General features: G+C 34.0%; 23 protein-coding genes and 1 pseudogene. 7 read left to right on the forward strand and 17 right to left on the reverse strand.

Translation table 11 applies throughout. The features are described from left to right. Positions 1 to 108: 108 nt before the first annotated feature. The 11 genes from ACFELY_RS00575 to ACFELY_RS00625 form a co-directional block, all read right to left on the reverse strand. On the reverse strand, positions 109 to 675 hold the full coding sequence (locus ACFELY_RS00575) for a hypothetical protein (protein WP_375334170.1): 567 nt from the start codon (positions 673 to 675) through the stop codon (positions 109 to 111). Positions 676 to 1,012: 337 nt separating this feature from the next. Beyond that, positions 1,013 to 1,387 carry a hypothetical protein gene (locus tag ACFELY_RS00580; protein ID WP_375333344.1) on the reverse strand — a complete coding sequence of 125 codons (375 nt, stop codon included), beginning with the start codon at positions 1,385 to 1,387 and terminating at the stop codon, positions 1,013 to 1,015. 314 nt (positions 1,388 to 1,701) lie between these two features. After that, positions 1,702 to 5,301 carry a hypothetical protein gene (locus tag ACFELY_RS00585; protein WP_375333345.1) on the reverse strand — a complete coding sequence of 1,200 codons (3,600 nt, stop codon included), beginning with the start codon at positions 5,299 to 5,301 and terminating at the stop codon, positions 1,702 to 1,704. A 388-nt stretch (positions 5,302 to 5,689) separates the two neighbouring features. Then, positions 5,690 to 6,259, reverse strand: a complete 570-nt coding sequence (locus tag ACFELY_RS00590; protein WP_375333346.1) for a hypothetical protein — start codon at positions 6,257 to 6,259, stop codon at positions 5,690 to 5,692. A 59-nt stretch (positions 6,260 to 6,318) separates the two neighbouring features. Then, on the reverse strand, positions 6,319 to 7,584 hold the full coding sequence (locus ACFELY_RS00595) for a phage capsid protein (RefSeq protein ID WP_375333347.1): 1,266 nt from the start codon (positions 7,582 to 7,584) through the stop codon (positions 6,319 to 6,321). Positions 7,585 to 7,871: 287 nt separating this feature from the next. Next, complete coding sequence (locus tag ACFELY_RS00600; protein WP_375333348.1) at positions 7,872 to 8,663, reverse strand: hypothetical protein; 792 nt, start codon at positions 8,661 to 8,663, stop codon at positions 7,872 to 7,874. 4 nt (positions 8,664 to 8,667) lie between these two features. Next, on the reverse strand, positions 8,668 to 9,627 hold the full coding sequence (locus ACFELY_RS00605; RefSeq protein ID WP_375333349.1) for an Rpn family recombination-promoting nuclease/putative transposase: 960 nt from the start codon (positions 9,625 to 9,627) through the stop codon (positions 8,668 to 8,670). Between the two features lie 23 nt (positions 9,628 to 9,650). After that, the gene (locus tag ACFELY_RS00610; RefSeq protein WP_375333350.1) at positions 9,651 to 9,944 is read right to left on the reverse strand and encodes a hypothetical protein; all 294 of its coding nucleotides are present in this window, start codon (positions 9,942 to 9,944) and stop codon (positions 9,651 to 9,653) included. A gap of 4 nt (positions 9,945 to 9,948) precedes the next feature. Next, positions 9,949 to 11,496 carry a portal protein gene (locus tag ACFELY_RS00615; protein ID WP_375333351.1) on the reverse strand — a complete coding sequence of 516 codons (1,548 nt, stop codon included), beginning with the start codon at positions 11,494 to 11,496 and terminating at the stop codon, positions 9,949 to 9,951. 133 nt (positions 11,497 to 11,629) lie between these two features. Beyond that, positions 11,630 to 12,181 (reverse strand): IS630 family transposase, encoded by a 552-nt coding sequence (locus tag ACFELY_RS00620; protein WP_375333352.1) that lies wholly within the window; start codon positions 12,179 to 12,181, stop codon positions 11,630 to 11,632. Then, positions 12,114 to 12,632, reverse strand: a complete 519-nt coding sequence (locus tag ACFELY_RS00625; protein WP_375329726.1) for a helix-turn-helix domain-containing protein — start codon at positions 12,630 to 12,632, stop codon at positions 12,114 to 12,116. The genes ACFELY_RS00620 and ACFELY_RS00625 overlap by 68 nt, the downstream gene beginning before the upstream one ends. A gap of 90 nt (positions 12,633 to 12,722) precedes the next feature. Here ACFELY_RS00625 and ACFELY_RS00630 point away from each other — a divergent pair, with 90 nt between their 5' ends. Next, positions 12,723 to 13,655 carry a transposase gene (locus tag ACFELY_RS00630; RefSeq protein WP_375334089.1) on the forward strand — a complete coding sequence of 311 codons (933 nt, stop codon included), beginning with the start codon at positions 12,723 to 12,725 and terminating at the stop codon, positions 13,653 to 13,655. A gap of 234 nt (positions 13,656 to 13,889) precedes the next feature. Further along, positions 13,890 to 14,240: pseudogene (locus ACFELY_RS00635) on the forward strand (Tn3 family transposase). On the opposite strand, the gene ACFELY_RS00640 reads toward ACFELY_RS00635, so the two are convergent. The 6 genes from ACFELY_RS00640 to ACFELY_RS00665 all read right to left on the reverse strand — a co-directional run bounded on the left by ACFELY_RS00640 (position 14,220) and on the right by ACFELY_RS00665 (position 16,646). Next, positions 14,220 to 14,510, reverse strand: coding sequence for a HigA family addiction module antitoxin (locus ACFELY_RS00640; RefSeq protein WP_094649612.1), 291 nt, complete (start codon positions 14,508 to 14,510; stop codon positions 14,220 to 14,222). The pseudogene ACFELY_RS00635 and the gene ACFELY_RS00640 overlap by 21 nt on opposite strands. Positions 14,511 to 14,522: 12 nt before the next feature. Then, positions 14,523 to 14,801: a type II toxin-antitoxin system RelE/ParE family toxin gene (locus tag ACFELY_RS00645; RefSeq protein ID WP_094649613.1), complete on the reverse strand. Its 279-nt coding sequence runs from the start codon at positions 14,799 to 14,801 to the stop codon at positions 14,523 to 14,525. Positions 14,802 to 14,990: 189 nt separating this feature from the next. Next, the gene (locus tag ACFELY_RS00650) at positions 14,991 to 15,218 is read right to left on the reverse strand and encodes a recombinase family protein (protein ID WP_375333353.1); all 228 of its coding nucleotides are present in this window, start codon (positions 15,216 to 15,218) and stop codon (positions 14,991 to 14,993) included. Positions 15,219 to 15,241: 23 nt separating this feature from the next. Beyond that, a complete protein-coding gene (locus ACFELY_RS00655; protein WP_375333354.1) occupies positions 15,242 to 16,018 on the reverse strand; it encodes an IS630 family transposase in 777 nt (258 codons plus the stop codon). Positions 16,019 to 16,041: 23 nt separating this feature from the next. After that, the gene (locus ACFELY_RS00660) at positions 16,042 to 16,281 is read right to left on the reverse strand and encodes a hypothetical protein (RefSeq protein WP_375333355.1); all 240 of its coding nucleotides are present in this window, start codon (positions 16,279 to 16,281) and stop codon (positions 16,042 to 16,044) included. A 50-nt stretch (positions 16,282 to 16,331) separates the two neighbouring features. Continuing rightward, the gene (locus tag ACFELY_RS00665; protein WP_375333356.1) at positions 16,332 to 16,646 is read right to left on the reverse strand and encodes a hypothetical protein; all 315 of its coding nucleotides are present in this window, start codon (positions 16,644 to 16,646) and stop codon (positions 16,332 to 16,334) included. Between the two features lie 193 nt (positions 16,647 to 16,839). Here ACFELY_RS00665 and ACFELY_RS00670 point away from each other — a divergent pair, with 193 nt between their 5' ends. The 5 genes from ACFELY_RS00670 (at position 16,840) to cydB (ending at position 23,542) form a co-directional block, all read left to right on the forward strand. Next, positions 16,840 to 17,754 carry an RpiB/LacA/LacB family sugar-phosphate isomerase gene (locus tag ACFELY_RS00670; RefSeq protein WP_341748652.1) on the forward strand — a complete coding sequence of 305 codons (915 nt, stop codon included), beginning with the start codon at positions 16,840 to 16,842 and terminating at the stop codon, positions 17,752 to 17,754. A 229-nt stretch (positions 17,755 to 17,983) separates the two neighbouring features. Then, complete coding sequence (locus tag ACFELY_RS00675; RefSeq protein WP_375333357.1) at positions 17,984 to 20,674, forward strand: glycoside hydrolase TIM-barrel-like domain-containing protein; 2,691 nt, start codon at positions 17,984 to 17,986, stop codon at positions 20,672 to 20,674. A gap of 65 nt (positions 20,675 to 20,739) precedes the next feature. Continuing rightward, positions 20,740 to 20,907, forward strand: a complete 168-nt coding sequence (locus ACFELY_RS00680) for a type II toxin-antitoxin system Phd/YefM family antitoxin (protein WP_375333358.1) — start codon at positions 20,740 to 20,742, stop codon at positions 20,905 to 20,907. Positions 20,908 to 21,147: 240 nt separating this feature from the next. Next, positions 21,148 to 22,530, forward strand: a complete 1,383-nt coding sequence (locus ACFELY_RS00685) for a cytochrome ubiquinol oxidase subunit I (protein WP_375333359.1) — start codon at positions 21,148 to 21,150, stop codon at positions 22,528 to 22,530. Then, positions 22,523 to 23,542 (forward strand): cytochrome d ubiquinol oxidase subunit II, encoded by a 1,020-nt coding sequence (gene cydB / locus ACFELY_RS00690; protein WP_341758956.1) that lies wholly within the window; start codon positions 22,523 to 22,525, stop codon positions 23,540 to 23,542. The genes ACFELY_RS00685 and cydB overlap by 8 nt, the downstream gene beginning before the upstream one ends. Positions 23,543 to 23,613: the final 71 nt, after the last annotated feature.

The following is a 23,613-nucleotide window of genomic DNA, read 5'->3' on the forward strand; positions in this document are numbered from 1 at the left end:
TAGGCGAGCGACGAGCGACAACGTCCCCAACTTCTCATCAATTGACTATAACAGATTTTTATCATCCACTAATAGCTATTGCCATTATTTTTGCAGTATTCTTATTTTTTACTTTTCTGTTGTCCCTTCATTAATTCTTGCTATCCTAGCAAGATCAGACACCCCACTTAAAACCGTACCAAGATTTTGCCAAGGTGAAGCTGACCTAATCGAACCAATATTACGGTTAATTGCTTCCTTGTTTAAATCAATCATTGCCGTATTTAAGTTTGATCTTGGTCTTTGGTGAAAATGTTCAGCTTCTACACTTCTTGCCTTCATCTCATCCATATAAGCCATATGCCGTAGCAATAAACCAGCTGAATCAGTGCCAGTGATACCAATACCAGTTTTCAGGATATTATAGCCCAATTGTTGGCGATTATATAACTGCTCCTGCCTCAGCATATCAACATGATAACTTGATATTGCTCCATATTCCGCAGTTCTTTCGATTAGTTGTTGACGGTCAAACCTGACATTCTCTTGTTGCTGTCTTAATAAATGCTGCTGCTCATATAAGGCTTGCTTGGTTTTCTCTTTATTACTTCTAAGTTGGGAGTAAGTATTAAATAAAGACGCTCCTGTAGCAAATATACTTGCCCCGCTCGAGAAAAAATTTAGGAGATCAAACATTGCTATTTTTTACCGTTTAAAGATTTTTAGCTATTTAATTTGTTGCAAAAATATGTTATACTATAACTAGTATCAGTTGTGTAATGTACTGAAAAATCTGCTTTTGGCAGTCGATTCTTTCGAAGAATAGGGCATTATCCGATTGGTACTTGGACTGGGGAACTCGGTTGGCGTTATGACCCTTGTGGTTAGTGGGGGTCTCTCGCTTTAAAGAAAAGCTTACCAAGCTGATAATTAAGAAAATATAAAGTAGTAGCTAATTTTTGGGGAGAAGTCTCTAAATTGATACAGTCTAAAGAACGATCTTAATTTATGCTTCTCTCCCATTCTTGTTAGACTAGTAGGTATCTTCTTCATTAGTGGTGGTGCCTATTATCATGCCGTAATTATTCATAGTATCATCTGCATCTAATAATGGTGGTACACAACTAAGTGCTGTGGGTATTAAATATTTCAAATCATGCTTATCTTTATCCCCCTTTACAGTTAATAGATCGTTTAAGGAATGATTATCATATTTTATTTCGGTAACACAGTACACATTTTGATCATTATTATATTTCTGCACAGGCTTCTTTTCTTGTTCTTGTTTATCTCTCTTGTCTGGTGCAGTCTCAAGTGATTCTCTGATTTTTTTCCATTCTTCAGGCGTTGTCCAGATTTTAATACCTTCGTCAGTTTTTCCGATTCCTGGATTGTTGTCTTTACTCATATTCAAATACCTCCAAATTAATTATTATTAAGTTACAAATATTTTTAATTATACTTTTTTATGGTATGTAAACTATCAACTTGCAAAATATTTATGCTTTTATTGTTAAGCAAAACACTAAGCAAATATTATGCTAATATGATTTATTACACATTTCAATAGATATTTTAATTGTATTATTTAAGATAATTTAAAGATTGCTTCCTAAGGTTATTAATTTTTATTAAACTATAATCTCTGTTGCAATTTAACAATTTTTGTATTTCTATGATAGGTTAATTTCATAAAAATTTATGGAAACTCATAATTTCATTTCATCCACCACCCTTATAATTTGGCAAGATTTTTGCCTTAGCATAGATTTTTAATATACTAACTGGATAAGGTTTATCGACCTTAAAAGTCACATCAATATCAGTTTTAATTTCCCCGTGCATAATAAAATTTATCCAACCTGATTGATAGGGAGTGGTAAATAAGTCACACACTTCTTTAGTAGCTGTTGATGTTGTTAAATATTTCTTATCATTAACCAATCTAATCAATGCATCACTATCTACATATCTACTATTAATATGCTGCCGATCTATTTGCCCATTATCAAGCCTTTCTTCAATATAACCACCTTTACTATTAAAGACCTTCAAGCCAAGTTCCGCATCTTTTTTCGGAGCATGTTCTACTTCATCTGGGAATATCAGAGGGAAAGTCTGTAATATCGAAGAATAAGGAAAGCCTACCGACAAATGTCTTACCGGATGTTTTAGTTTAATCAGCTCATTATCGATAATTCGTAAATCATGTAATTCTTCATCACCAATAATAGACACAGCTATTTTCTGAAAGATTGGTAATATAGTGGCAATATTTATTTGCTGGAATGATGGCAGACAGTTGCGAGCTATACTACTTAATTCATAACCACCAATATCAGGAAATAGTTTTTTAAAAACAGGAAAATATCTTTTTGATAACAATAAATATTTCTCTAATTTTATGCTCTTCTCATCTTCAAGAATATCTTTTAGTAAAGCTGGATGAAAGCTCGGCATAATTAACTGACAATACTCAATAATGTTCCGCTGCAAATAAGCTAGCCCTTCTTTGAGTTCTTGCATTTGCTCAAATATTTTACCCGCTAGTGGATCAGTATAATCTTCTTCGCTATATACCGACGCTCTAGAGGACGATAATGAGAATTTACGATCTCTTGCCATTGTTGGGGCAATTTTGTTTGTTGCTTCATCTATAATCCTATCGATAGTTTGACTAAAACTATCAGACAAAATATATTCCCGAACATCTTTACTTAATAGTTTATCGAGTATGATACTTCTTAGACAAACAACTATTTCTTCTCGCCTCTTAAAATTGGTTAGCTCATTAATCTTGTTGTCATTATGTATTTGTTGTAATTTATCGATTAATTGATTGGTAATAGTTGATAATTTATCGTTTATTTGTTGCTTGTTAGTATGTTGGTCAAATTCAGTAATTTGCTGGCTAATTAATTGTTTGCTTTGCTCACCAAATATATATTTAGTCAGCTCTGGATGAGCAATATTTAGCAATTCTGGGTAAAAATCCACTCCAGTTTTGGCAAAAAACTTTTTTAAATTAACTAGCAGTCCTGATTTTTTATCACTATCCTGCTGGGCATAATATAGCAATATTTTCTTATTAATATGGCTAACTGCTGATCGCATTTCTTGTATTTCTCTACTTATTTCAAACTGTAGATCGATATTCTGCTTGGCAGTTGCCATAATGTCTTGTACCGTGCCAGCAATGAACCTGATTAGCTCGGTATTTAGCTTTTTTATTTGCAAACAAATAGTTGGACGGAAAGAAAAAGCACTATTAGGCAGATATTCCATCAAGCCACCATCTCTTAAAATAGCTGGTACATCACCTTCATTTAGTCCTTCCACAGCTTCAATAATATCACCACCAAGCCGCTCACCATCATATAATAATTGCTCGATTGTTACAAAGCTTTCAGGATTATTTAAAAATATATTGTCTAATTCCGCATAAATACGCGAAAATATTCGATGATAGGCAAAAGATATCGCCAAAATATTCATAATCTTAGGCAAATAATTTTGATAATATTTTTGTAAAAAATTCTCTATTTCGGGTCTATATTCATCATAATTAGCAATTAGCTTGTTTTTGTATTTAAAAGAATTACCGACATTATCTAACTTAAGTCTTAAGATAGTTTCTGCTTGAGCTTGTACAATATGCTCTAATTTGGTTATATCACCTCTAAACTCATAAGCACTATCGTCCTTTAATGCTTGTATCATTGACCGATAAGCCGCATTCTCTCCAGGCTGTTGGATATTAACGTGACAGTCAGCATAAACGGCTTTATCGGTAACAAAATGCTTGGCAGAAAAATAACGAGTTTGCAGTACTTCTAGATATTCCTTACTGCTTATGCCAGTATCATCACTTCTCCGAACGTGCAGATATAGCATATCGGCACTTTCCGCATAAATCGGCGTGATGCCTAATACTTGACCATTACCACCTAGCCAATGTTGCGACCAACCCATAATTTTTAAATCATGTGAATAGATAAAACTAGCAAAAGAGCCATTTTTTAACACTGCCACTATCATTGAAAAGGGACTATTACAGCCGACAATTTGTCTAATGCCACCAGCAAATATATGCTCAGCATAGGCAGTGATGTCTGATATCTGAAAACCACCTTTTTCTTGTGAATAATACAAACTATTAATTTTACAACCATTACCTTCAACAAAAAAGATGGTCTTACCGATTATTACTGGTTTCAGTGGTGATATTGGTAGCTCAATCTCTTTATGGATTTTGACAAATTCTCCCTTAGCTCGATCTCCTTCTTTCACTAAATAGATGCCATCACTAGTGCCTAATAATAATTCATCGGCAAAAGGCACCGACCATAGGACATTATCAAAAGTTGAGGAGGAGAAAGTTGCCGAAAAAGCACTTAAAGGATTACGAGCCTCTAGCAGGGTTCTATATGCCATCCTAAAATCACCCTTATAGCTTGCCCAAATTGAATGAATATTTTTATTGACTCCAAAGCACCATAACCGGTTTTCAAAAGTAACCACTGAAGTACAATATAATTTCTCCTGCTGTGCTTGGTAGATGGGAGATTGATTAGTATATGATAAACTTGCTGCTCGCTGGTAAAGGTCTTTTAGTGTATCGTTAATTTTATCTACTTCCGCTCCATAGATTACTTCATTAAAAGGTTTTTGTATTTTATTATATCCGGTTTGCCCTACAGTAAAATAATTAACTTGGCATTTCAGTGGTTCAATAATAAACATCTTCTCTTTACCAGGGAAATTGCTGGCTAGCTCATAGCTGCTACTAGAGGCTATCTCGGCTCTTTCACCATATTCTACCTGTCTCTTTCTTGCCTGCTCTTCAATATGTTGGTAAAATTGCTCAATAACTTGCGGGTCAATGGAGAATTTAAAGATTGGTCTCTTATCACCAAAGGAGATATAAGCAATTCCTTGAAATACTACATAAGAAAAATCCTTAGGACGAAAATGAAAATTTTGCCCCTCATCCTGTATAACTTTACTAGTTAACAACAATTCCCCACCAACAAAGAATAAGCAACGAGTCTCTAGCTGATGCGATTCAAAAACCAGCAAGTAAGATAATTTCCTTGAGAACATCACTGCTGCCATTTTCTTTGGCACATTATCGCTGAACAAATGAACAAATTGTGTACCATGTCTACGCATAATACCACCTGACGGCAGTAGCATGAAGTTAATCAACTTTTTAACGCCATTCTGATACAATGCTAGCTCAGTTCTGCCCTCAATGGTTGGCGTTAACTCACCACCTGAAAAGTTATTTTTTTGTGAGTAAACAAATTGTTCTTGTTGCATATTGCTAACATGGTTAGAATGAATCTAAGAAGTAGAGTATAATAAAATTTTGAGAGATTTAAAATATTAGGTTATTATGAAAATATATGATTAAACCCTTTCTGGGTTAGCTATGTATTATAAAAAAGCTAGCAATATATGGACTGAAATTGTTAGCGTATTGGACTACAGCTTTGGGTGAAATACTCTATCGCCTTGTTTGTTGCCCTTTTATTATCGTATAGCTAACCCAGAAAGGATTTAATCATAACAGTTCTATTTCTTGATAGTTTCTTTTTAGAGTCTATATCCAGAATAACCCATATTTCAAATATTTCAAAGTTTTATTATACTCTACTTCTTGGATTAATTATGTTATTTATGTCTAACATAATTTGATTTTTAAATATTACACTTCGCCGGAATTAATCAGATTATAATCAACCGCGTAAATCCTTCTTGTTTCTTCTAGTTTGATTAAATATTGTTTCTTTAGTCCATCAGCAAACAAACTATCTGAATACATAGCAAATGATACTTGTGAGGCTAACGATAAAGCCGCTAATAACTTAAAGCTCGCAGGCACTTGTTGCCAAATAGTCGTATCGTTATTTAGTAAATTATCAACAATATTTCTGCTGTAGTAAAACAGCGAGGTAAGTTTACCGCCCTTAAAGTAAATCTTACCTGCCTCCGTATAAAATTGTAGATTAGACGGTACTATTACTGCACATTTAATACAATCGTCAATATCTGGTATTTCGGTGAAGTTATGTCTATTAGCTTTGTTAGCTTCAATATTATCAACTCTCCGTAAGGCAAATGACCATTTAACCATTAATATAGTATCTTCAATAGCAGGGTTAACAAATTCCTCACATAATTCCTCGGCTTTTGATACTCTACCACCACCAATGCTACTAATACTAACATTTGATCCAAGTAACACTACTGCATTCTTGATAATTTCATATTTCACAATTACACTCAGCTACAAATAATACAAATTTTTCATGCATAAATTTTGTAGTTAGACATCTACGCCTCACCACCACCGCCGACTGGTCTTCTTGCAACAGCCGTTTGTGGCATAGCTAAATTATTATTAGCAATTACTGTTAAATCATTATCTTCAATATCCTCTGTATTATCTATATTCCGACATTGATTGCCAAACATCTGCCATGGCATTGTTATGCTATGCACACCTCTTTTGTGATTCATCTCCTCTATTGCTTTCCATAATTCACCACGATGGCTGTTACGATCGTAATTCTCTAAACATTTAATTACCACTATTGCTTGTTCATTATCACGGCTAGCTCCAAAGGCTTCACTGTAATATAACACCTTGGCATAATGATATTGTACTAGCTCTTCAATGCCCTTCTTGTTAGAACCACTGACCGTGTTAAATCTTATAGCTCCTTCATTAAAGGCATAGCAATCCCTAACAGCGTATCTAGATTGATTCCCCTCCCCAGTATTATCAAATATACCACCCAACATCTCGCTAGTAATAAAGGTAAATCCTAAGAAACTATTAACTTCACCACTTACTAAAGCTCTAACGTTATTATAGTCATAATTAGTAATTTGCGGGTCACGTAACAAGTCTGAGATTTGATTGCTTGAGCATAGTAAGTATAATTTATCATACATACCAAAAGAGCGTTTTTTTAAGATATGATGAGCTTTTATTAGTTTGTCGACAGTTAGCCCTGCTCTTTGCGAGTCAATGACCCCTCTATTAGCAGCAACCGTAGCTTGAGCATTTAAGGTTAAATTGCTATCCGTAACCCTAATTCCTACTGGTACCACATTGTTAGCTACGTCGAAGTTAATTACATTGCTACCTGTCCTTCCTGCTCGAACTGGACTGGCAAAAGCACTAATAATTACTCTATCTTGTTGTCTACCCATAGCCCAACCTGCCATTTTAGGAAAATGTGAAGTGGGATCGGTTAGTAGGTTCAACTTATCATTTCTATCCATAGTAGCGTTCCAATGATAGGCAGAAGCAGTCAAAAAACGTCTTGAAATAGTTGGGATTTTAAATTCTATTTGTTCTAATCTACCAGGATCTCCAGCATCAGTATAATGTCCATGTAAATGATCTTCAGGATCAATTGCCCGTCGATTCCTACTCTCCACCTCGTGGGTAGTCATTGACTCAAAGCTAATTACCTCAGTATCCTGCGTACCATTAGTAACGCATTTTCGTAGTTTAGAGCCTTCTTGTTGAATGACTAGGCTGATATTTTTGGCAAATTGTTCTTTAAGACCATCTGTTATTTGTTCCATATTTTCTCCTCAATAATCTATCAATATTTAAAGTGCGATACAACTATACTCAAATGATTTGGAGAATTGGAGCGTAAAACAAGGGGTGAGCGAGCGGAGCGTAGTAAACCTACGTGAGTACGCGAATTCCCCGCCGTTTTACGAAACCAATTCTTCAAAGCAGAAGAGTATTATGCTATTAGTGGCTCTTTTATGATTAGGTTATTGCGAAGTTGCAGCCTTAAAATGAGTTGTCACCTACTTCATGACTTTAATGATTGGTTGGTTACGTTAATTTATGTTATTTTTCATTGTTCTTTATCATAAGCGATTTTATATAATTGTTGCATACGTTTAACAGCTTGCTCATGTCCCGTATGGTCTTTAGTCTTTAATTTTACCACAAACTCGGGGTCAGAATCAAGTTTATCTATCTCTGACAATGCCGCCTCTCGGCTGTTAATGCCAGGTAGCTCTTTACCAGTTACTAACGAGTCAGATTTTAAAGTTTCACCGACTCGTACTAATAAATCTACTAAAGCTGGTGCATAATGCGAATCTTCAATTAATCCAGCCAATTCCTTAGTACCAAACTTAGATAAGGCTGCCTGCATCACTGTCATTTTATTATCAAAGACATTACCATAAGTATTTTTTAGCCAATCAATGTGAGAGTTACGTGTTTGCTCGATAGCACTTTGTTGCTGTTTCTGCAAATCCTGCGAAAAACCATACAAAGAATTAAGCAGCTTTTCACCTTGCCTTTTAGATAATCCGCTTTGGTAAAACATGTCCTCATAACGAGCTAAATACTCCTCATCTTCCTTGGATCGTTTGTCAGTATATCTCTTATCTTCAGGCAATCCCAAACGGCAATAGAATTTATGCCATTCTTCATCAGAGCTGTCATCTTTTGGCACAGCGACTCGCTGATTTAAGCTCTTCTCTGCCTCTAAATAGCTCTGGGCTAAAGATGATACATCCTTGAATTTACCCAGTGACTCAGATTTACGTATTTCCTCCGGCATATTAGCTAACCATTCATTACCAGAGGAAGTAGGAGTAGTTTCATAGTTATTGGCAATTAGTTCTTTGCTCATCTGCTTATTCTTCTCTTAGCTTTTCCATTTCGTCTTTTAACTTTTCTATTTTTTCAAGGGTTAGCCCGGTAAATTCAATGATTTCATCTATTGGCTTTCTTTTAGCCAACATTTTTTTTGCCATGACTATAGCGTTTTCTTTAATACCTTCAGCTTTTCCTTCAGCTTTTCCTTCAGCTTTACCTCTAGCTTCCCCTCTAGCTTCAGCATCTTCAATTTTTTGCTGCTCTACCGCTAAATTATCAAGACGGGCTTTAGTTATTTCCTCATAAGTATTAAGTTCTGCTTCTGACCAGCTAGCTTGGTCTACAGCCTCAAAGGCTCTCCTAATAATTTCATCCTTACCTATTAAATGCTCTATATCTGTTAAGGTTAATGTACTATCCCCTGCATGCTTAAAAAAATACATCCACTTCTCTTCAATAGTTTCCAGCTCATTAATAGTTTTATTAAATTTCTCGAGTTCTAAAAAAACAAAATGAAAATCTTTTAAATCATTGGCATAGCTCTCTGTATCTAAAAGACAATGTTTTGATTTCCAATGTTTTTTATCGTCAAACATCACAAAATCTGCTATTGCTAAAAATATTACTCCTTTTAATTTAGCGTATACTGCCAACTTTTTATGGTTTTCATCTTCTTTGAGTATTTGCTTAGAATATGCTTTAGCAGCATAATATTGAGCTCTTTTCTCAAATCCTTTATGTTCACTTACCTGCATCTCTACGATGAATTGATTACCATGTTGATCTTTGCATAACACATCAACTATAGACTTTCTGTAAATAGCAATATCAGGGTCTTGGATAGTTGGTAAAAATACCACATTAGTTATTTTGTCACTACCTTCAAATTTTAGGACATCATTTAAAAAATGAACAAGTATATCTTTATTCTTTTCAGTACCAAAAATTTGGCGAAAACAAAAATCATTTTTAGGGTCAAGAAATTTTGATAAAAACATATAATATAGCCTCTTAATTATTACTAAATGTTGCCTTTATTTATCTGGTTCATTTTAGCACCATCAATATTATTAACTCCATCATCTTCTGAAGCCTGTGAGCATATATATAGGAACAATGCTCGATGCCCTTCAAGGAAGGCAGTGTAATCACTTTCTTGCCGAACAAAATTGCTACGATATATGCCACTCATTTGGGCTAAATCCTCTAATACTATTTTACCATCTTCTCCACTAAAAAGCTTCAAATAAATTGATTTTAATTGCTCTTTTGTTAGTAAATTTGGTGGGGATGATGAGTTAATTGATAGTTTCATTTGATCATTGCCCTTGTATCTGTTGCTGTTGTAACTGTTGCATTTGCATCATCTTACGTTGTTGTCTTATTTGTAATACTTCTTGCTCATTCTTGAGGATTGAGTTTGGGGAGCCTCGCAGCTCAAAAAATAGTTTAAAACATTCATCCCAGTTGATATTATCATAAATCTCAGGAAAAAAGTTACTGATTCCACTTCTTTGGAAGAAACCTAATACTTGCTCAACGCTTGATATTGCTGATGTTTTCTGGGCCCTGGATAATGGCGAAACATATTCAATCTCTATCTCAGGCTGGCTTGTTGTTCCCTCTAAGATTGGTACTCTGTTATATTTGATTAGCGTTTGATATATCGCCATAATTAACGGATTTAACAACTCACTCTCGATTCTACCAACCATTGGAGACATTAAACGATATTGTTCCTCCGTTCTAATTTGTACCTCGGTAGCAGTCATTTCTTTATTTTCCTTTTGCATCCTGAATATGTCAATATAAAATGCCTTGTATATGGCATCACGACATTGATTTTGCTCTATCTCAGTAGGTAAGATATTTTCCATACCAGTTAGTGGTATTATTTTATCTGCCATACCATTACGGTAGAAATTAACACTACCTGGCGTAGTATATAGTGGCAAGTAGTATCCGTCTTTTGGCACTAATAATGGTGGGTCTAGCTGCTTCTGGGCTACTTTTAGGGTGATTTGTCTTAAACTATTGAGTAATTTAATATCAGGTAGCACATGATGAGCTGGAGCATAGCCATATACTTCACCTTCTTCTTTTACCCACCGTGTTACAAAAAACGGGAAATAAGAATAACCTGATTGACTAATAATTTTTTGCTCAGCTAGGTATATATATTCCGAATTATATTCAAGTGTTGCCGTTGGTTTTCTGGCTTTATTCTTATGATTTTGAGTTTGTGGGCTAACTATGTGCAATATTTCTACTATCTCATCAGGATTCCGGGCTAACCTTTCCTTGAAAGGGGCAAATTCTGCCCATTTAGCCGATGCAGTTTTAATTGGCATACTAAATAGTCGGTACATTGTATTAACAAAGCCAAACTTGTTCTCTTCAAAATAACATTCCTGTAAATTAATATTACGGAAGAACAGAGTTTGGGTTAATTCTAAATCTTCTTCAACATAAAATATTGCGGTGCCAAAGGCAGCGAGATTTAAAAAAAACTGATGAATTTGACTATAAAAATTAGAAGACGGATTATTGAATATATCCATTAGGGTTTTTTCTAGCATTTGGGCTAGCATGTTGCGTTCAGTAGGGTCTAAATGCTGCTGCTCGCCATTTTCAGCGACTATAGTAAGGTTAAACCAGTTCATTGCTGGATTTACCAGTAAGCTTTGTAAACCTGATGCTAATTGCTCTCTTGACCAAATAGAAGTTGAATCAAATATTACCTTATTACTCTCAGTTTGTGGACAAACATATTTCTTCAGCTCATCCCATATATGATGCCATTTCTCCCGCTTGCTCTTGAGATTGTCAAAATATTCAATTTTTTTGTTTAAATCATTATCAGCCATAAGCTGTCACCATATTACGTGTCGTGTTTGGGTTTATGGTTGAGTTTGGGTTTAAATACGGCTCACCAAGCTTCTTTGACACTTTCTTGAGTTTCTTGATGAACTCGTTATCGTATAATACCAATTCCCGAATTTAATTTAGTAAATGATTCATGCAACAAATAGATTGAATTAGCAAGGTATTTAAATTTTTAATAGAGGAAGATACTACTATTTCTAATTGTTCAATTGTATTGTATACTTTATTCTTTATAGTCTCAGACTTTAAATGTTCCCATAATCGCTCCGCAGGATTTAATTCAGGAGAATATGGTGGCAAATAAAGAATTTCTATATTAGCAGGAACCACTAAGTCCTTAGCCTTATGCCATCCAGCACAATCCATAACAACAATGGCTTTTTGATCGCCTATATGTTTAGACATTTCCGCAAGAAACATGTTCAAAGACATAGTATTAACATTTGGCATCATTAAGCTAAAATCATCTCCTGTTATTGGGTTAACAGCACTGTAAACATAAAAATTCTGAAAACCTATTTTGATTTTAACTTGAGTTCTGATACCTTTGCGAAACCAACCATGACCTAATTTAGAATGAGTTCCAAAACGCGATTCATCAAAGAAATACAAAAAACTTCTTGGATTGCTTGTTATTTTTTCTTGAATTTTTTTTAAACTGTTCATGAGTTTCTTTATTCTGTTTGTAATGCACTGGTCTTGGAGTAATGTACGCAAACTTAAGCTTGTGCAATGCCCTGTGTACAGCCGATTTACTTACATTAATTCCCAAATTTTCTTTAAGTTTTATGACGATACTTTTTATTGTTATGTTACAATCTTCTTGTATCCATTTGTTTATTGCTTCATAGCAGCTTTCCGTTAAATCGCTTTTCCTTCCCCTACCTTTTTTATATTCAAGATTTTTATCATCGCCTTGGGCAAAGCTTTTTATCCAGTTTCTTAGCGTATTAGTTGTGATATCAAATATTTTAGACACCATACCAATACCATGTTCTTTTGCAGCTACTATAGCTCTTAACCTAATAGCGATCCTATTCTCTTTGTTCGTACTTGCAAGTTGAGCTATAGCCTGTTTGTATAAATCTTCTGTTATTAATTTTTGATGAGTACCCATTACATTCCTAATTTTATCTATCTTTTACATTATAACCTATTTTTCTCATCTTTATACTAAATTAAATTTGGGAATTGGTATAATAATGGTATTCCAATCGGTTATGAGATATTTCCTGGTGCAACCTATGAAGGTAATACTTTATTGAAAGCTTTAGATAGCTTGAAAGGCAGGTTTGCTATTGATAAAGTAGTGTTTGTAGCAGACAGCGGTATGTTGAATAATGAAAATTTAGCTCTATTAGAACAAGCTGGCTATCAATATATAGTAGGTGCTAAAATTAAGAATATGACTAAGGATATTACAGCTAAAATCTTAAATAGTGATGATTATCAGCCATTAACCGTTGATGCAGAAGAATATAAGGGAAAAATAATTGAACTAGCTGAAAAGGGTCGCAAACTGATTATGAGCTATAGTAGCAAAAGGGCTTATAAAGATGCTCAAGATAGAGAGCAAGCATTGAAGAAATTAATGAAAAAAATGAACAGAAGTAAAGGAGTTAAGTCGTTAATTTCTGCTAGTGGTTATAAAAAATATTTAATAATTAATAATAATGATAAGTTTGCAGTGAACGAGCAAAAGATAGAGGAAGATAGCAAATGGGACGGTTTGCATGGAGTTATTAGTAACCTAGAAAATGTTGATGTAGCGTATATATTGTCTCGTTATAAAGGATTGTGGCAAATTGAAGAAACATTTAGAGTTAGTAAACACGATATTAAGATTAGACCAATTTATCATTGGAGTCCTAGCAGAATCAAGGCACATATTGCTTTATGTTTTATGGCGTTAGTATGTATCAGGCATTTAGAATATCGGGTAAATTTACAGTCAATTAAACTATCACCGGAACGATTACGTAAGGCACTAATTGGGGTGGAGATTACCAGTGTAGTACACATTAAAGATAAAAGAGTATTTGGCATTCCATCCCCGGTATCAGATGAGGCAAAGATTATTTATAAAGCAATGAATTTACCGATTAGTACTATTCCTTATTTAATATCATCAGGAGAGTAAAACTCGATAATCAAGTAGTAAAGCTAATAATTATTATAGGATTATTTTGAAATTTTTATACTCAAACAAATAATTTGTTGTGCCTGAAAATTTTATCATTTCCTGAGCTGTCAACCACTTTTTGGCACAACAACACTGAAGTCGGGAAAAATAGATTCTCCGTTAAAACCCCAGATTGAATTTAAAAAGTCATTTAATTTGAGCCGGTTTTTACAATGAAAGCAAGCCAATGTCATTTCGAAAGCGAGCCACTACAACTATGCTAACCAACATCCTCTCCAAGAAGCACTAAAAGAATTTGGTAGGATTATTAAATCTATCTTTGTACTAAAATATATCGATGATATTACTTGGTGACAAACCATTGAGAAACAACTAAACAAAGGCGAGTTAGCTAACAAATTTGCTACTGCTGTTTCATTTGCAGGCGAAGAAGTCACTGCAGCCTATCGAGAAGATCAGGAAATATCGGCTATGTGTAAAACCATTATTCAGAATATAATTGTTTTATGGACTCTCTTTTTTTCCGAAAAGCAAAGAGGTTATCCGTTACATATTTTTAATTTAAGCAGACATGTGAAGTAATATTTTAATATGAGAAACATCAATATTTTTTTTGGCATTCCAAATATCATACTGTTGTTGAAGATTAAGCCAGTATTCAGGGCTTGTGTTTGGAAATGCAGCAGATAAACGAATAGCCATAGAAGAACTGATACTAGATTTTTCGTTGATCAGAAATGATAAAGTTTTACGGGTAACTCCAAGCGATATAGATGCTTCAGTGACAGTTAAATTTAAAGGTTCTAAATACAACTCTTTTAATATACTACCTGGGTGTGGAGGATTGAACATATATACCTTGCTTTAATGATAATCTAAATAATCAACGTCATAGGCATCTCCATTACTAAAATGAAATATCAGACGCCAATTACCATTAATTTTAACTGACCAGAAGTCTTTCATATTGCCTTGCAGCTTATGCAGTCCGAGTCCTGGTAAATTCATGTTTTCTACCTTAGTTGCAGCATTTAAGTTAGCTAATAACAGTCTGAGTTTTTTTATATGATCACTTTGTATTTTTGTAGTATCACCATAATTAAAGAAATTGCTTAGACCTTTATGGCTGAAAGTTTTGATCATATTATAAATAATATTGCCTTATCATAATTGTAACATATAACGTTATAGTTATCAAGATAATTATCTGAGATAATTATCTGGGTGTAACGGGAAACCACGTTATTTTTTGATTTTAACTGGAAGCTACGTTAAGTTTAGGAAAATCTAAAGTTGGGGGTATCGTTTTTCAATATATTTTTTCAGTGACCATTATTTACCATAGAGAAGGTGTGTAGAAATAATTTTATGTAAGGGAACTCCAAGTTTATACAAATGAAAGATTTTCTCTTGATCATTATCATACATCGATTTTTGTAATGTTCCTTTGGGCTTACCAAGTTTAATGCCCTTGGCAACTCTAGCACGCAAACCTTCTTTAGTACGTTCAGATATAAAATCACGCTCTAGTTCTGCTACCATAGCAAATACCGTAATCATCACCTTATTGGTAATATACTCAATTAACCTGAAGAGTTGCAGAAATGGTTAACAGTAATAGTTTGGAAGTTATCATTTATTAAGGTACGTAACCTATATTTATAATCGGCGATGTTGCTAAAAAATTTGTTTATTGCTTCCGAAAATTGTTCAAAATTATGATAAAATTTATTAGTAGTTGTAATACTGTGCATAAACTTCCATAATCTCTCAATTGGGTTAAGATTTGGACTGTATGGCGGTAAAAATACCATCTCTATCTTACTATTTGCTAGATATTCTTTCACTTTCTTGGATTTGTGGTAACTAGCATTATCACAGATTAAATATATTTTTTCCTTGTCACTATTCTCCTCTTCCAATCTCTGTAGGAAATCAACTATCTGCTCCCCATTTATTTTGGGACTCTCTGTGCTTACTAACTGTAAATTAACTAGGTTAATAGCACCAATCATGTGCTTTCTTCTCCAGCCACTGAATGTTGGTAAGGTCTTATCTTGGTTCTTTCTTATCCAACCGCACCTTGCCTTTGCTTGATACCGAGGATGAACACCGTCCATAAAATATATGGCTTCCTTATCTCTGAGATTCCCTTTTAGTAAACTGTAATTTAACTTAAATAATTCTTGCTTGTCAAAATCCAGCTTAGCTGGTACCACTTTCGGCTTCTTGTAAACAAACCCCAGTTTGTATAGTAATTTTGTTACTCCCGTTATCGTATATGTCACACCATATTTGTTCTCAATGTGATGCATGATATCTTTAGCATAAACATAATTATTTGCTTCTAGGTGATTCACTAATTCTGCCTGCTCAACATCATTTAATTTGCTTGTGCTACCTCCATTGTGGTATTAAGCTTATTGGTTTTTTGATAATCAACAATATGTTTTCTTATCGCTTCGTGGCTCAGGAGTAGTACCTTAGCAATCTCTACATTATTATACCCATCGTCATACATCAAAACTGCCTTAATACGATCACGTATCCGTCCGTCTCGTTCTGTCTTATGACGTTCCTTCAATTTTTCTCTTTGTTCTTCTGTCAATACATTTTTGCTCATAATATCATATACTCTATAATATCTCTCCTATCTTTGCAACCCTTCATTTATTAGTAGTATACTAATATATTTCTAATCTCTTTTCCTAACTCCCAAGTAGTCCTATCTAATGATAATATGACTTTACCTTCAGGAAGAAGAGGGGTCATAAATTTGTAATAGTCATCAATATTAATAAAATCTTTTTCTAAAAATCTATATACAGATTTTATTTTTGAATCTAACAAAGTATTTCCTTCTATTTCCTCTGCCATATTTTTTTTACTACCTCGACATAAAATTAACGATTTTATTATGCCTTTAAATGTATTATATCTTGAATTTATCATCTTAAAATGATTAAATAATAACTTGGCTAGCAACATAGAATACCTAAGATTTTTTGTGTATCCTATCTAAAATATTCTATTTGCTAGCCTTTTCAACCCTTCCTACATTTTTGTCCAGTAGTGTGATAAGTAATAAGCGAGCATTGAGCGACGACGTCACCAACTTCTCATCAATTGACTATAGTTAAGGATTTGAAGGATAAATCGATTAATACTAGGAGAATTTGTAATGAGTAGAAAGTTGGTATATGCTAGCGATTATCGTGGCATAGAATTGCGTAAAGCTCTGATAGATCAGCATAATTTAAGTGGTTTTGAATCTGAGGATTTAGGTATTGATGATGATTCTCCACTAGATTATGTTGATATTTCTAGATTGTTAGCAGATAGGCTCCGAAATACAGAAGACATAGGGGTGATGATATGCGAGAGTGGTCAAGAAGTAGCTATTGCACTCAATAGATTTACCCATATAAGGGCAATTATATCACGATCAACGGAAGACTCTATACAAACTAGGCAAAAGCTTAATGCAAATGTTGTATGTTTAGGTAGCCAAAACTCCTCTTTAGAAGAATCTCAGGATATAATTGAAAAATTTGTTACAGAAAACTTCACTGGTGAAAAGCATACAGCATGTGTACAAAAATTAGAATTATCACAAACAAAACACATTGATACTGGTATCAATGTAATAGTACGTGGAATAATTATTCATAATAATCACATATTGCTTACTACTGCTACATCTGATAATCCAAATTTTCCACCAAATATTTTTTTCTTGCCAGGTGGGCATGTTGAATATAATGAACCATCTTTACAAGCTTTGAAACGAGAAATATGGGAAGAAATGAATCTAGAGATAGAGGAATCAGAGTTTGCCGGTATATTGGAATGCAGTTGGAAGCGTAAAGGATCAATTTATCATGAATTAAATATTGTATATAATATTGATATTAAGGGGTTAGATTTATCTCATCCACCTGTAGCAATGGATCATAAATTCCATAGTTTCATTTGGAAGCCCATAGACCAAATTGATAATATAGTTATTCTGCCAGAAAGTCTAAAAACTATTATAAAAAATTATGTTGAGCAAGGTTCAAAGATGGATATTTTCTCACAAATCCTAAATGCATAAAAATAAGATAATATAGAGGATGTATGCTTTATAGCTGATCGAGCGATGTTTAGTAAAGCTAATCTACAAGCTCTTAATGAGTCGTTATAGTCAATTGATGTATGTAAAGGGTTAAGAGGTAAATTTTAGTTTTAACAAAAAAATATAAATTAAATGAGTCGATACACTTAGTGCAGAGATATTATGTGATATAGTATCTTATATTAACTAAAAAATATAAGATATTAATATGTTTAGTCAGATTCTAGGTAACATAGGAAGTAGCATAGGTGGTGTTTTTGGTGGAGGTATATTATCAACTATTGGACGATTTGCAGGTAAGACATTAGGTGATTATTTAGAATATTTAAATCATCAACCCGAGGAATATTATCATTTTAAAAATATTAGGGAGAGTTTTGTCCTATCAAAAGCTGTTTATGGACATCCAATAGCGTTAGTTTTTGGTACGGCAAGGGTCAATGGTAAAATAATTTGGGCAAACCAAATTAAGGAAGTACAAATTACCAACGTTACACAACCAGGTGTATCAGATACTCAAGGAACTACCGCCATCCATAATTTAACAGAATGCGAATATTATTTATCCTTTGCAGTTGCCATATGTGAAGGTGAAATTGCTGAAATTAGTAGAGTATGGGCTAATGATCAGTTGCTCAATCTTGAACAATATACATTCAGGCTTTATTTAGGGTCAGAAGAGCAAATAGCCGATCCTTTAATTGCTGCGACTGATCCTCAAGGGCAAGTACCAGCTTTCCGTGGATTAAGCTACGCGGTATTTGAAGAGCTACCATTAGCTGATTTTAATAATTCTATACCAAATTTCTCCTTTGAAGTAACCAGGAAAGCTAATATTCCTAGTCATGTTGAAAGCAAGAGCGTAGAGGATTTGGTTGAGGCGGTTGACATTATCCCAGGTTCAGGGGAATTTGTTTATGATTGCCTAATACAGTATAAAACCATTACCAATTCTTTGGGGGGTGTGATCAATAAAAAACCAATAAATTCCAATAATTATCGTAACATTGCTGATAGTGTTTATAGTCTGGATCAAATGAAAATTATATGTCCTAATATCAAATGGGTTGCACCAGTTGTATGCTGGTTTGGCGATAGTTTGGATATTAAAAATTGTATTATCAAACCTGCCGTAGAATTTAATGATCCGCATACCCAATACTCAGAACAATGGCAAGTTGGTAAATATTCACGTGATACGGCAAGATTAGTATCACGAGATGCAGATAATTTCCCTAAATATGGTGGTACAGTCAATGATGCGAGTATCATACGTTACTTACAGGAATTAAAGCGTAGAAACTTTAAAATCATGTTTTATCCAATGTTTTTTTTGGATATTTGGCAAAAACCATGGCGGGGTCATTTGACAGGTTCGATAAGTTCGGTAGTAGATTTTTTTAATAAAGATCAAGGTTATAATGATTTCATTCTACATTATGCTGAGTTAGTTAAGGATCATATTGATAGTTTTGTAATCGGGTCTGAGTTAATAGGTTTAACTAGTATCAGAGATCAACATAATAATTTTCCTGCTGTTATGGAACTGATAAAACTAGCAAAATTAGTTAAAAATATCGTTGGTGATAATGTACTTGTGACTTATGCTGCAGATTGGTCAGAATATCACCATACCAAAGACGGATGGTATAATTTAGATAAGTTATTTGCCTCAGAATATATAGATTTTGTTGGTATTGATGCTTACTTTCCTGTAACAAGAACGGTAAATTCCAGAATTTCGTCAGAAGAAATCATTAAAGGTTGGCAATCAGGCGAAGGATATGATTACTTTGTAGATGACAATAATAGTCAACGTCAATTATCAGAAGATTATGCTTGGAAGAATTTAAGATATTGGTGGGAGAATTATCATCGCAATCCTGATGGGATAACAACAGAATGGCAACCAAAAATGAAGAAAATTTGGTTTACAGAGTTTGGTTTCCCTTCTATTGATAAAGCAACTAATCAACCTAATATATTCTTTGATCCTTTATGTATTGATGGCGGAGTACCAAAACATTCTACTGGTGAAGTTGATTTTTCCATTCAGCGTAAAGCTATACGGGGATTTATTGAATATTGGCAAACACAAGAATATATCGAACAAATGTTTTTATGGACTTGGGATGCCAGACCTTATCCAGCTTGGCCCCATAATAATATTTGGCGAGATGGTAACTTATGGGCAAAAGGACATTGGGTGAATAATAAGTTTGGGGCTTGTAATTTAGCGGCAATAATTCTTGAATTGTCTTATAGATGCAATATTCCACTAAAGAACATCGACATATCTACTCTTGATGAAGCGGTAGAAGGGTTGGTATTAAATAAAGCGTTATCTTGCATTGATATTATTAACTCTCTAAGGATTATATATTTCTTTGATATCATAGCTTATCAGGAACAAATTAAATTTACCAAGCGTGGATATTCACCTCTCTGTAAGGTTAGTTCAAAAATATTGGTTAAATTATCAAGCAATAGTTATTTAGAACAAATGGAAATTTCTAAAACTAGCATTATTAGTAAATTAGGGCTAAACTTTATTGATCGGTGTGATAATTATAATAATGGCTTTTGCCAAATAAATAGTGAGAATTTTTCACATAGAGCTATTCCAGTCTTAAGGCTACCTATTATACTATCTTGCCTGGAAGCGGAAAGATTAGGGCAGCTAATCCTAAAAAATGCTGCTACTGAAACTAAAATTTTAAGATTTATCATGCCGGCAAATTTTATCAAATATCAACCGGGAGATTTTGTCTTATTATATTATCGGAATTATCAATATCAAATTAGGATTATCTCCATGAAATTATCTCGTTTAACAGTAGAAATACAAGGAATTATCGATGAAGTTGAAAATTATGTACTAGGATGCTGCCTACGATAATTATTAAAGATAGATTTTTTTATCAAAACTATTATAATAAACTAGACAAGAAACTAGTAGGTTATATGCAAAACTCAATATCAGCCTTTGATGCAAAAACTCATTTTTCTAAAATACTAGATCGGGCAAGCAAAGGTGAAGAAATATTAATTACCAAAAGAGGTAAAGTAACTGCAAAAATAGTACCAGTAAGTCTCGTAAAAGATATTGATAGTGTCCAAATGGCAGTATAAGAATTAGGAAATTAGCTAAAGAAATTAATTTTCAATTATCCGATTGGGAAGATTTTTTAAGCTATAAAGATGTGGATAGAGTGTTCACGAAAAAAAAGTTAAAGTAACAAGACGTCTATTAGCGAGGAGCTACTTTAGTAGCATTGATGCAATCCAAAAAATAACCAAAAATGGATTGCTTCGTCGGCTATTCCTTCTCGCAATGACGTATGCACCTGTAATATCAATTGAAATAATCATATGGAATTTGATCCTAATCTACTATCTCGTATACAATTTGCTTTTACTATAAGCTTCCATATAATTTTTCCGTCCTTCACAATTGGTCTTGCTAACTGGCTGGCTGTAGTAGAAGGGTTATGGCTCAAAACTGGCAATAATATTTACCAAGAAATATATAAATTTTGGATTAAGATTTTTGCTATTACCTTTGGTATGGGGGTAGTATCCGGCGTTGTTCTGTCTTACCAAATTGGTACTAATTGGTCAGGTTTCTCTGATAAGGTAGGTAATGTACTTGGACCACTTCTCGGTTTTGAAGTGCTTGCTGCCTTCTTTTTGGAATCGTCTTTTCTTGGAGTGATGTTGTTTGGTTGGAATAAAGTTAGTAAGAAAATGCATTTTGCTGCTACTTTAATCGTGGCAATTGGTACAATTATCTCTGCCTTTTGGATTCTGTCAGCTAATAGCTGGATGCAAACTCCTACTGGTTATGAAGTACGAGCCGATAATATTTTATATCCGACAAATTGGTTAGAAATTATTTTTAATCCTTCATTTCCATATCGTTTCTGTCATATGATTGTTGCATCATACTTAACTACAGCCTTTGTTATTGGTGGCGTCGCTGCTTGGTATCTTGTACAGAGAAAATTTGTTGCCCATGCTAAAATCATGTTTGGTATGGCAATGTTGATGGCAGTATTTGTTGCTCCAATACAGCTTTTTATTGGCGACCAACACGGGTTAAATACCCTAGAACATCAGCCTGCAAAAATTGCTGCTATGGAAGGTATTTGGGATACAGAAAAAGGTGCTGCCCTTAGGGTCTTTGGCTGGCCATCAGATCAAGAAGAAACAACAAAATATACGATAGATATTCCAAAAATTGCTAGTTTAATACTGACCCATAGCTTAGATGGAGAAGTACAAGGGCTAAAAGAATGGTCAAAAGAAAATCGCCCCCCGGTATTAATAGTATTTTTATGTTTCCGAATAATGGTAGGAATCGGTATGTTGATGATAATTACTGGGGTGATTGCCGTAGTCTTATATTTACGTAAAAGATTGTTTGATACTAAATGGTTCCAATATTGGTGTATGTTGATGACGCCAACTGGCTTTGTAGCCGTGCTATCCGGATGGTTTGTTACGGAAATTGGTAGGCAACCTTATATAGTATATAATATAATCAGAACATCTGAAGCATCTTCACCAGTACTAGGGCAATATATCTTTACTTCATTAATTGCCTTTGTGATAGTTTATGTTTTTATATTTGGCAGTGCCACTTATTATATTATAGATTTAATAAAGAAAGGACCTACTATAATAATAAAAGAAGAGACATATGGTTTCCACAGTTTAGGAAATCCAATAGAGGAGGATAACAACCATGCTTAACTTTGCTCCCTATATAGATTTACCTTTAGTTTGGGGTGGACTAATTGTCATAGCAATATTTCTGTATGTATTACTAGATGGTTTTGATCTGGGGGTTGGTATATTATTTCCATTTGCTCCTACTCAAGATTGCCGCAATAAAATGATGAATTCCATAGCACCATTTTGGGATGGTAATGAAACTTGGTTAGTTTTAGGTGGTGGTGGATTATTTGTTGCGTTCCCACTGGCTTATGCAATTTTGATGTCAGCCTTCTATATACCAATTATCGCAATGCTTTTGGGCTTAGTTTTTCGCGGGGTAGCTTTTGAATTTAGATTTAAAGCCACTCCAAAGGATCGCTACATATGGGATTATTCTTTCCATTTTGGTTCTATCATTGCCACCTTATTTCAGGGAATTATGCTGGGAGCTTTTATCCAAGGCGTTAAAGTGGATGGCAGGGTATTTGCTGGCGATGCTTTTGATTGGCTCACCCCTTTTTCTCTGATGACCGGTATTGCTCTGGTATTTGGTTATGCCCTACTTGGTTGTACTTGGCTTATCATGAAAACTGACAAAGATACGCAAATATGGGCTCGTAAATCTGCAGCATATGTATTAATTTATGTTATGTTATTTATGGGGCTAGTAAGTTTATGGGTACCATTTTTAAACGAGAGAATTCGTATATTTTGGTTTACTATGCCTAATTTTGCATATCTATCATTCATTCCTATTTTAACTATTTTTACATTATTTATGTTATTCACCACTCTTTATAAAAATAAAGAATACCAACCTTTTTGTTACTCAGTTTTACTTTTTACTCTGGGCTATTTAGGGCTAATTTTAAGCATTTGGCCTTTTACCGTACCATATCAAATATCTTTATGGCAATCGGCAGCAATAGCCGAATCACAATCTCTAATGTTGGTAGGAGCTGCGTTACTTTTACCGATAATATTAGGTTACACAATTTATTGTTATTATATATTCCGTGGAAAATCAACTCATCACCCAATGTATTAGTAAATTGAGAAAAATTTTTATTTCTCAGAAATGCAAACAATGGCTTTGGTTTGTAATTTTATACTTAGTGG

Source organism: Candidatus Tisiphia endosymbiont of Xenochironomus xenolabis, from assembly GCF_964264705.1.
Taxonomy (GTDB): domain Bacteria; phylum Pseudomonadota; class Alphaproteobacteria; order Rickettsiales; family Rickettsiaceae; genus Tisiphia.

Excerpts from the sequence above, each read along its gene's own strand:
- ACFELY_RS00575 (WP_375334170.1), bottom strand. The coding sequence starts at position 675 with ATGTTTGATCTCCTAAATTTTTTCTCGAGCGGGGCAAGTATATTTGCT.
- ACFELY_RS00580 (WP_375333344.1), bottom strand. The coding sequence starts at position 1,387 with ATGAGTAAAGACAACAATCCAGGAATCGGAAAAACTGACGAAGGTATT.
- ACFELY_RS00585 (WP_375333345.1), bottom strand. The coding sequence starts at position 5,301 with ATGCAACAAGAACAATTTGTTTACTCACAAAAAAATAACTTTTCAGGT.
- ACFELY_RS00595 (WP_375333347.1), bottom strand. The coding sequence starts at position 7,584 with ATGGAACAAATAACAGATGGTCTTAAAGAACAATTTGCCAAAAATATC.
- ACFELY_RS00600 (WP_375333348.1), bottom strand. The coding sequence starts at position 8,663 with ATGAGCAAAGAACTAATTGCCAATAACTATGAAACTACTCCTACTTCC.
- ACFELY_RS00605 (WP_375333349.1), bottom strand. The coding sequence starts at position 9,627 with ATGTTTTTATCAAAATTTCTTGACCCTAAAAATGATTTTTGTTTTCGC.
- ACFELY_RS00610 (WP_375333350.1), bottom strand. The coding sequence starts at position 9,944 with ATGAAACTATCAATTAACTCATCATCCCCACCAAATTTACTAACAAAA.
- ACFELY_RS00615 (WP_375333351.1), bottom strand. The coding sequence starts at position 11,496 with ATGGCTGATAATGATTTAAACAAAAAAATTGAATATTTTGACAATCTC.
- ACFELY_RS00620 (WP_375333352.1), bottom strand. The coding sequence starts at position 12,181 with ATGAACAGTTTAAAAAAAATTCAAGAAAAAATAACAAGCAATCCAAGA.
- ACFELY_RS00625 (WP_375329726.1), bottom strand. The coding sequence starts at position 12,632 with ATGGGTACTCATCAAAAATTAATAACAGAAGATTTATACAAACAGGCT.
- ACFELY_RS00640 (WP_094649612.1), bottom strand. The coding sequence starts at position 14,510 with ATGTTCAATCCTCCACACCCAGGTAGTATATTAAAAGAGTTGTATTTA.
- ACFELY_RS00645 (WP_094649613.1), bottom strand. The coding sequence starts at position 14,801 with ATGATCAAAACTTTCAGCCATAAAGGTCTAAGCAATTTCTTTAATTAT.
- ACFELY_RS00650 (WP_375333353.1), bottom strand. The coding sequence starts at position 15,218 with ATGATTACGGTATTTGCTATGGTAGCAGAACTAGAGCGTGATTTTATA.
- ACFELY_RS00660 (WP_375333355.1), bottom strand. The coding sequence starts at position 16,281 with ATGAGCAAAAATGTATTGACAGAAGAACAAAGAGAAAAATTGAAGGAA.
- ACFELY_RS00665 (WP_375333356.1), bottom strand. The coding sequence starts at position 16,646 with ATGTTGCTAGCCAAGTTATTATTTAATCATTTTAAGATGATAAATTCA.
- ACFELY_RS00670 (WP_341748652.1), top strand. The coding sequence starts at position 16,840 with ATGAGTAGAAAGTTGGTATATGCTAGCGATTATCGTGGCATAGAATTG.
- ACFELY_RS00675 (WP_375333357.1), top strand. The coding sequence starts at position 17,984 with ATGTTTAGTCAGATTCTAGGTAACATAGGAAGTAGCATAGGTGGTGTT.
- ACFELY_RS00680 (WP_375333358.1), top strand. The coding sequence starts at position 20,740 with ATGCAAAACTCAATATCAGCCTTTGATGCAAAAACTCATTTTTCTAAA.
- ACFELY_RS00685 (WP_375333359.1), top strand. The coding sequence starts at position 21,148 with ATGGAATTTGATCCTAATCTACTATCTCGTATACAATTTGCTTTTACT.
- cydB (WP_341758956.1), top strand. The coding sequence starts at position 22,523 with ATGCTTAACTTTGCTCCCTATATAGATTTACCTTTAGTTTGGGGTGGA.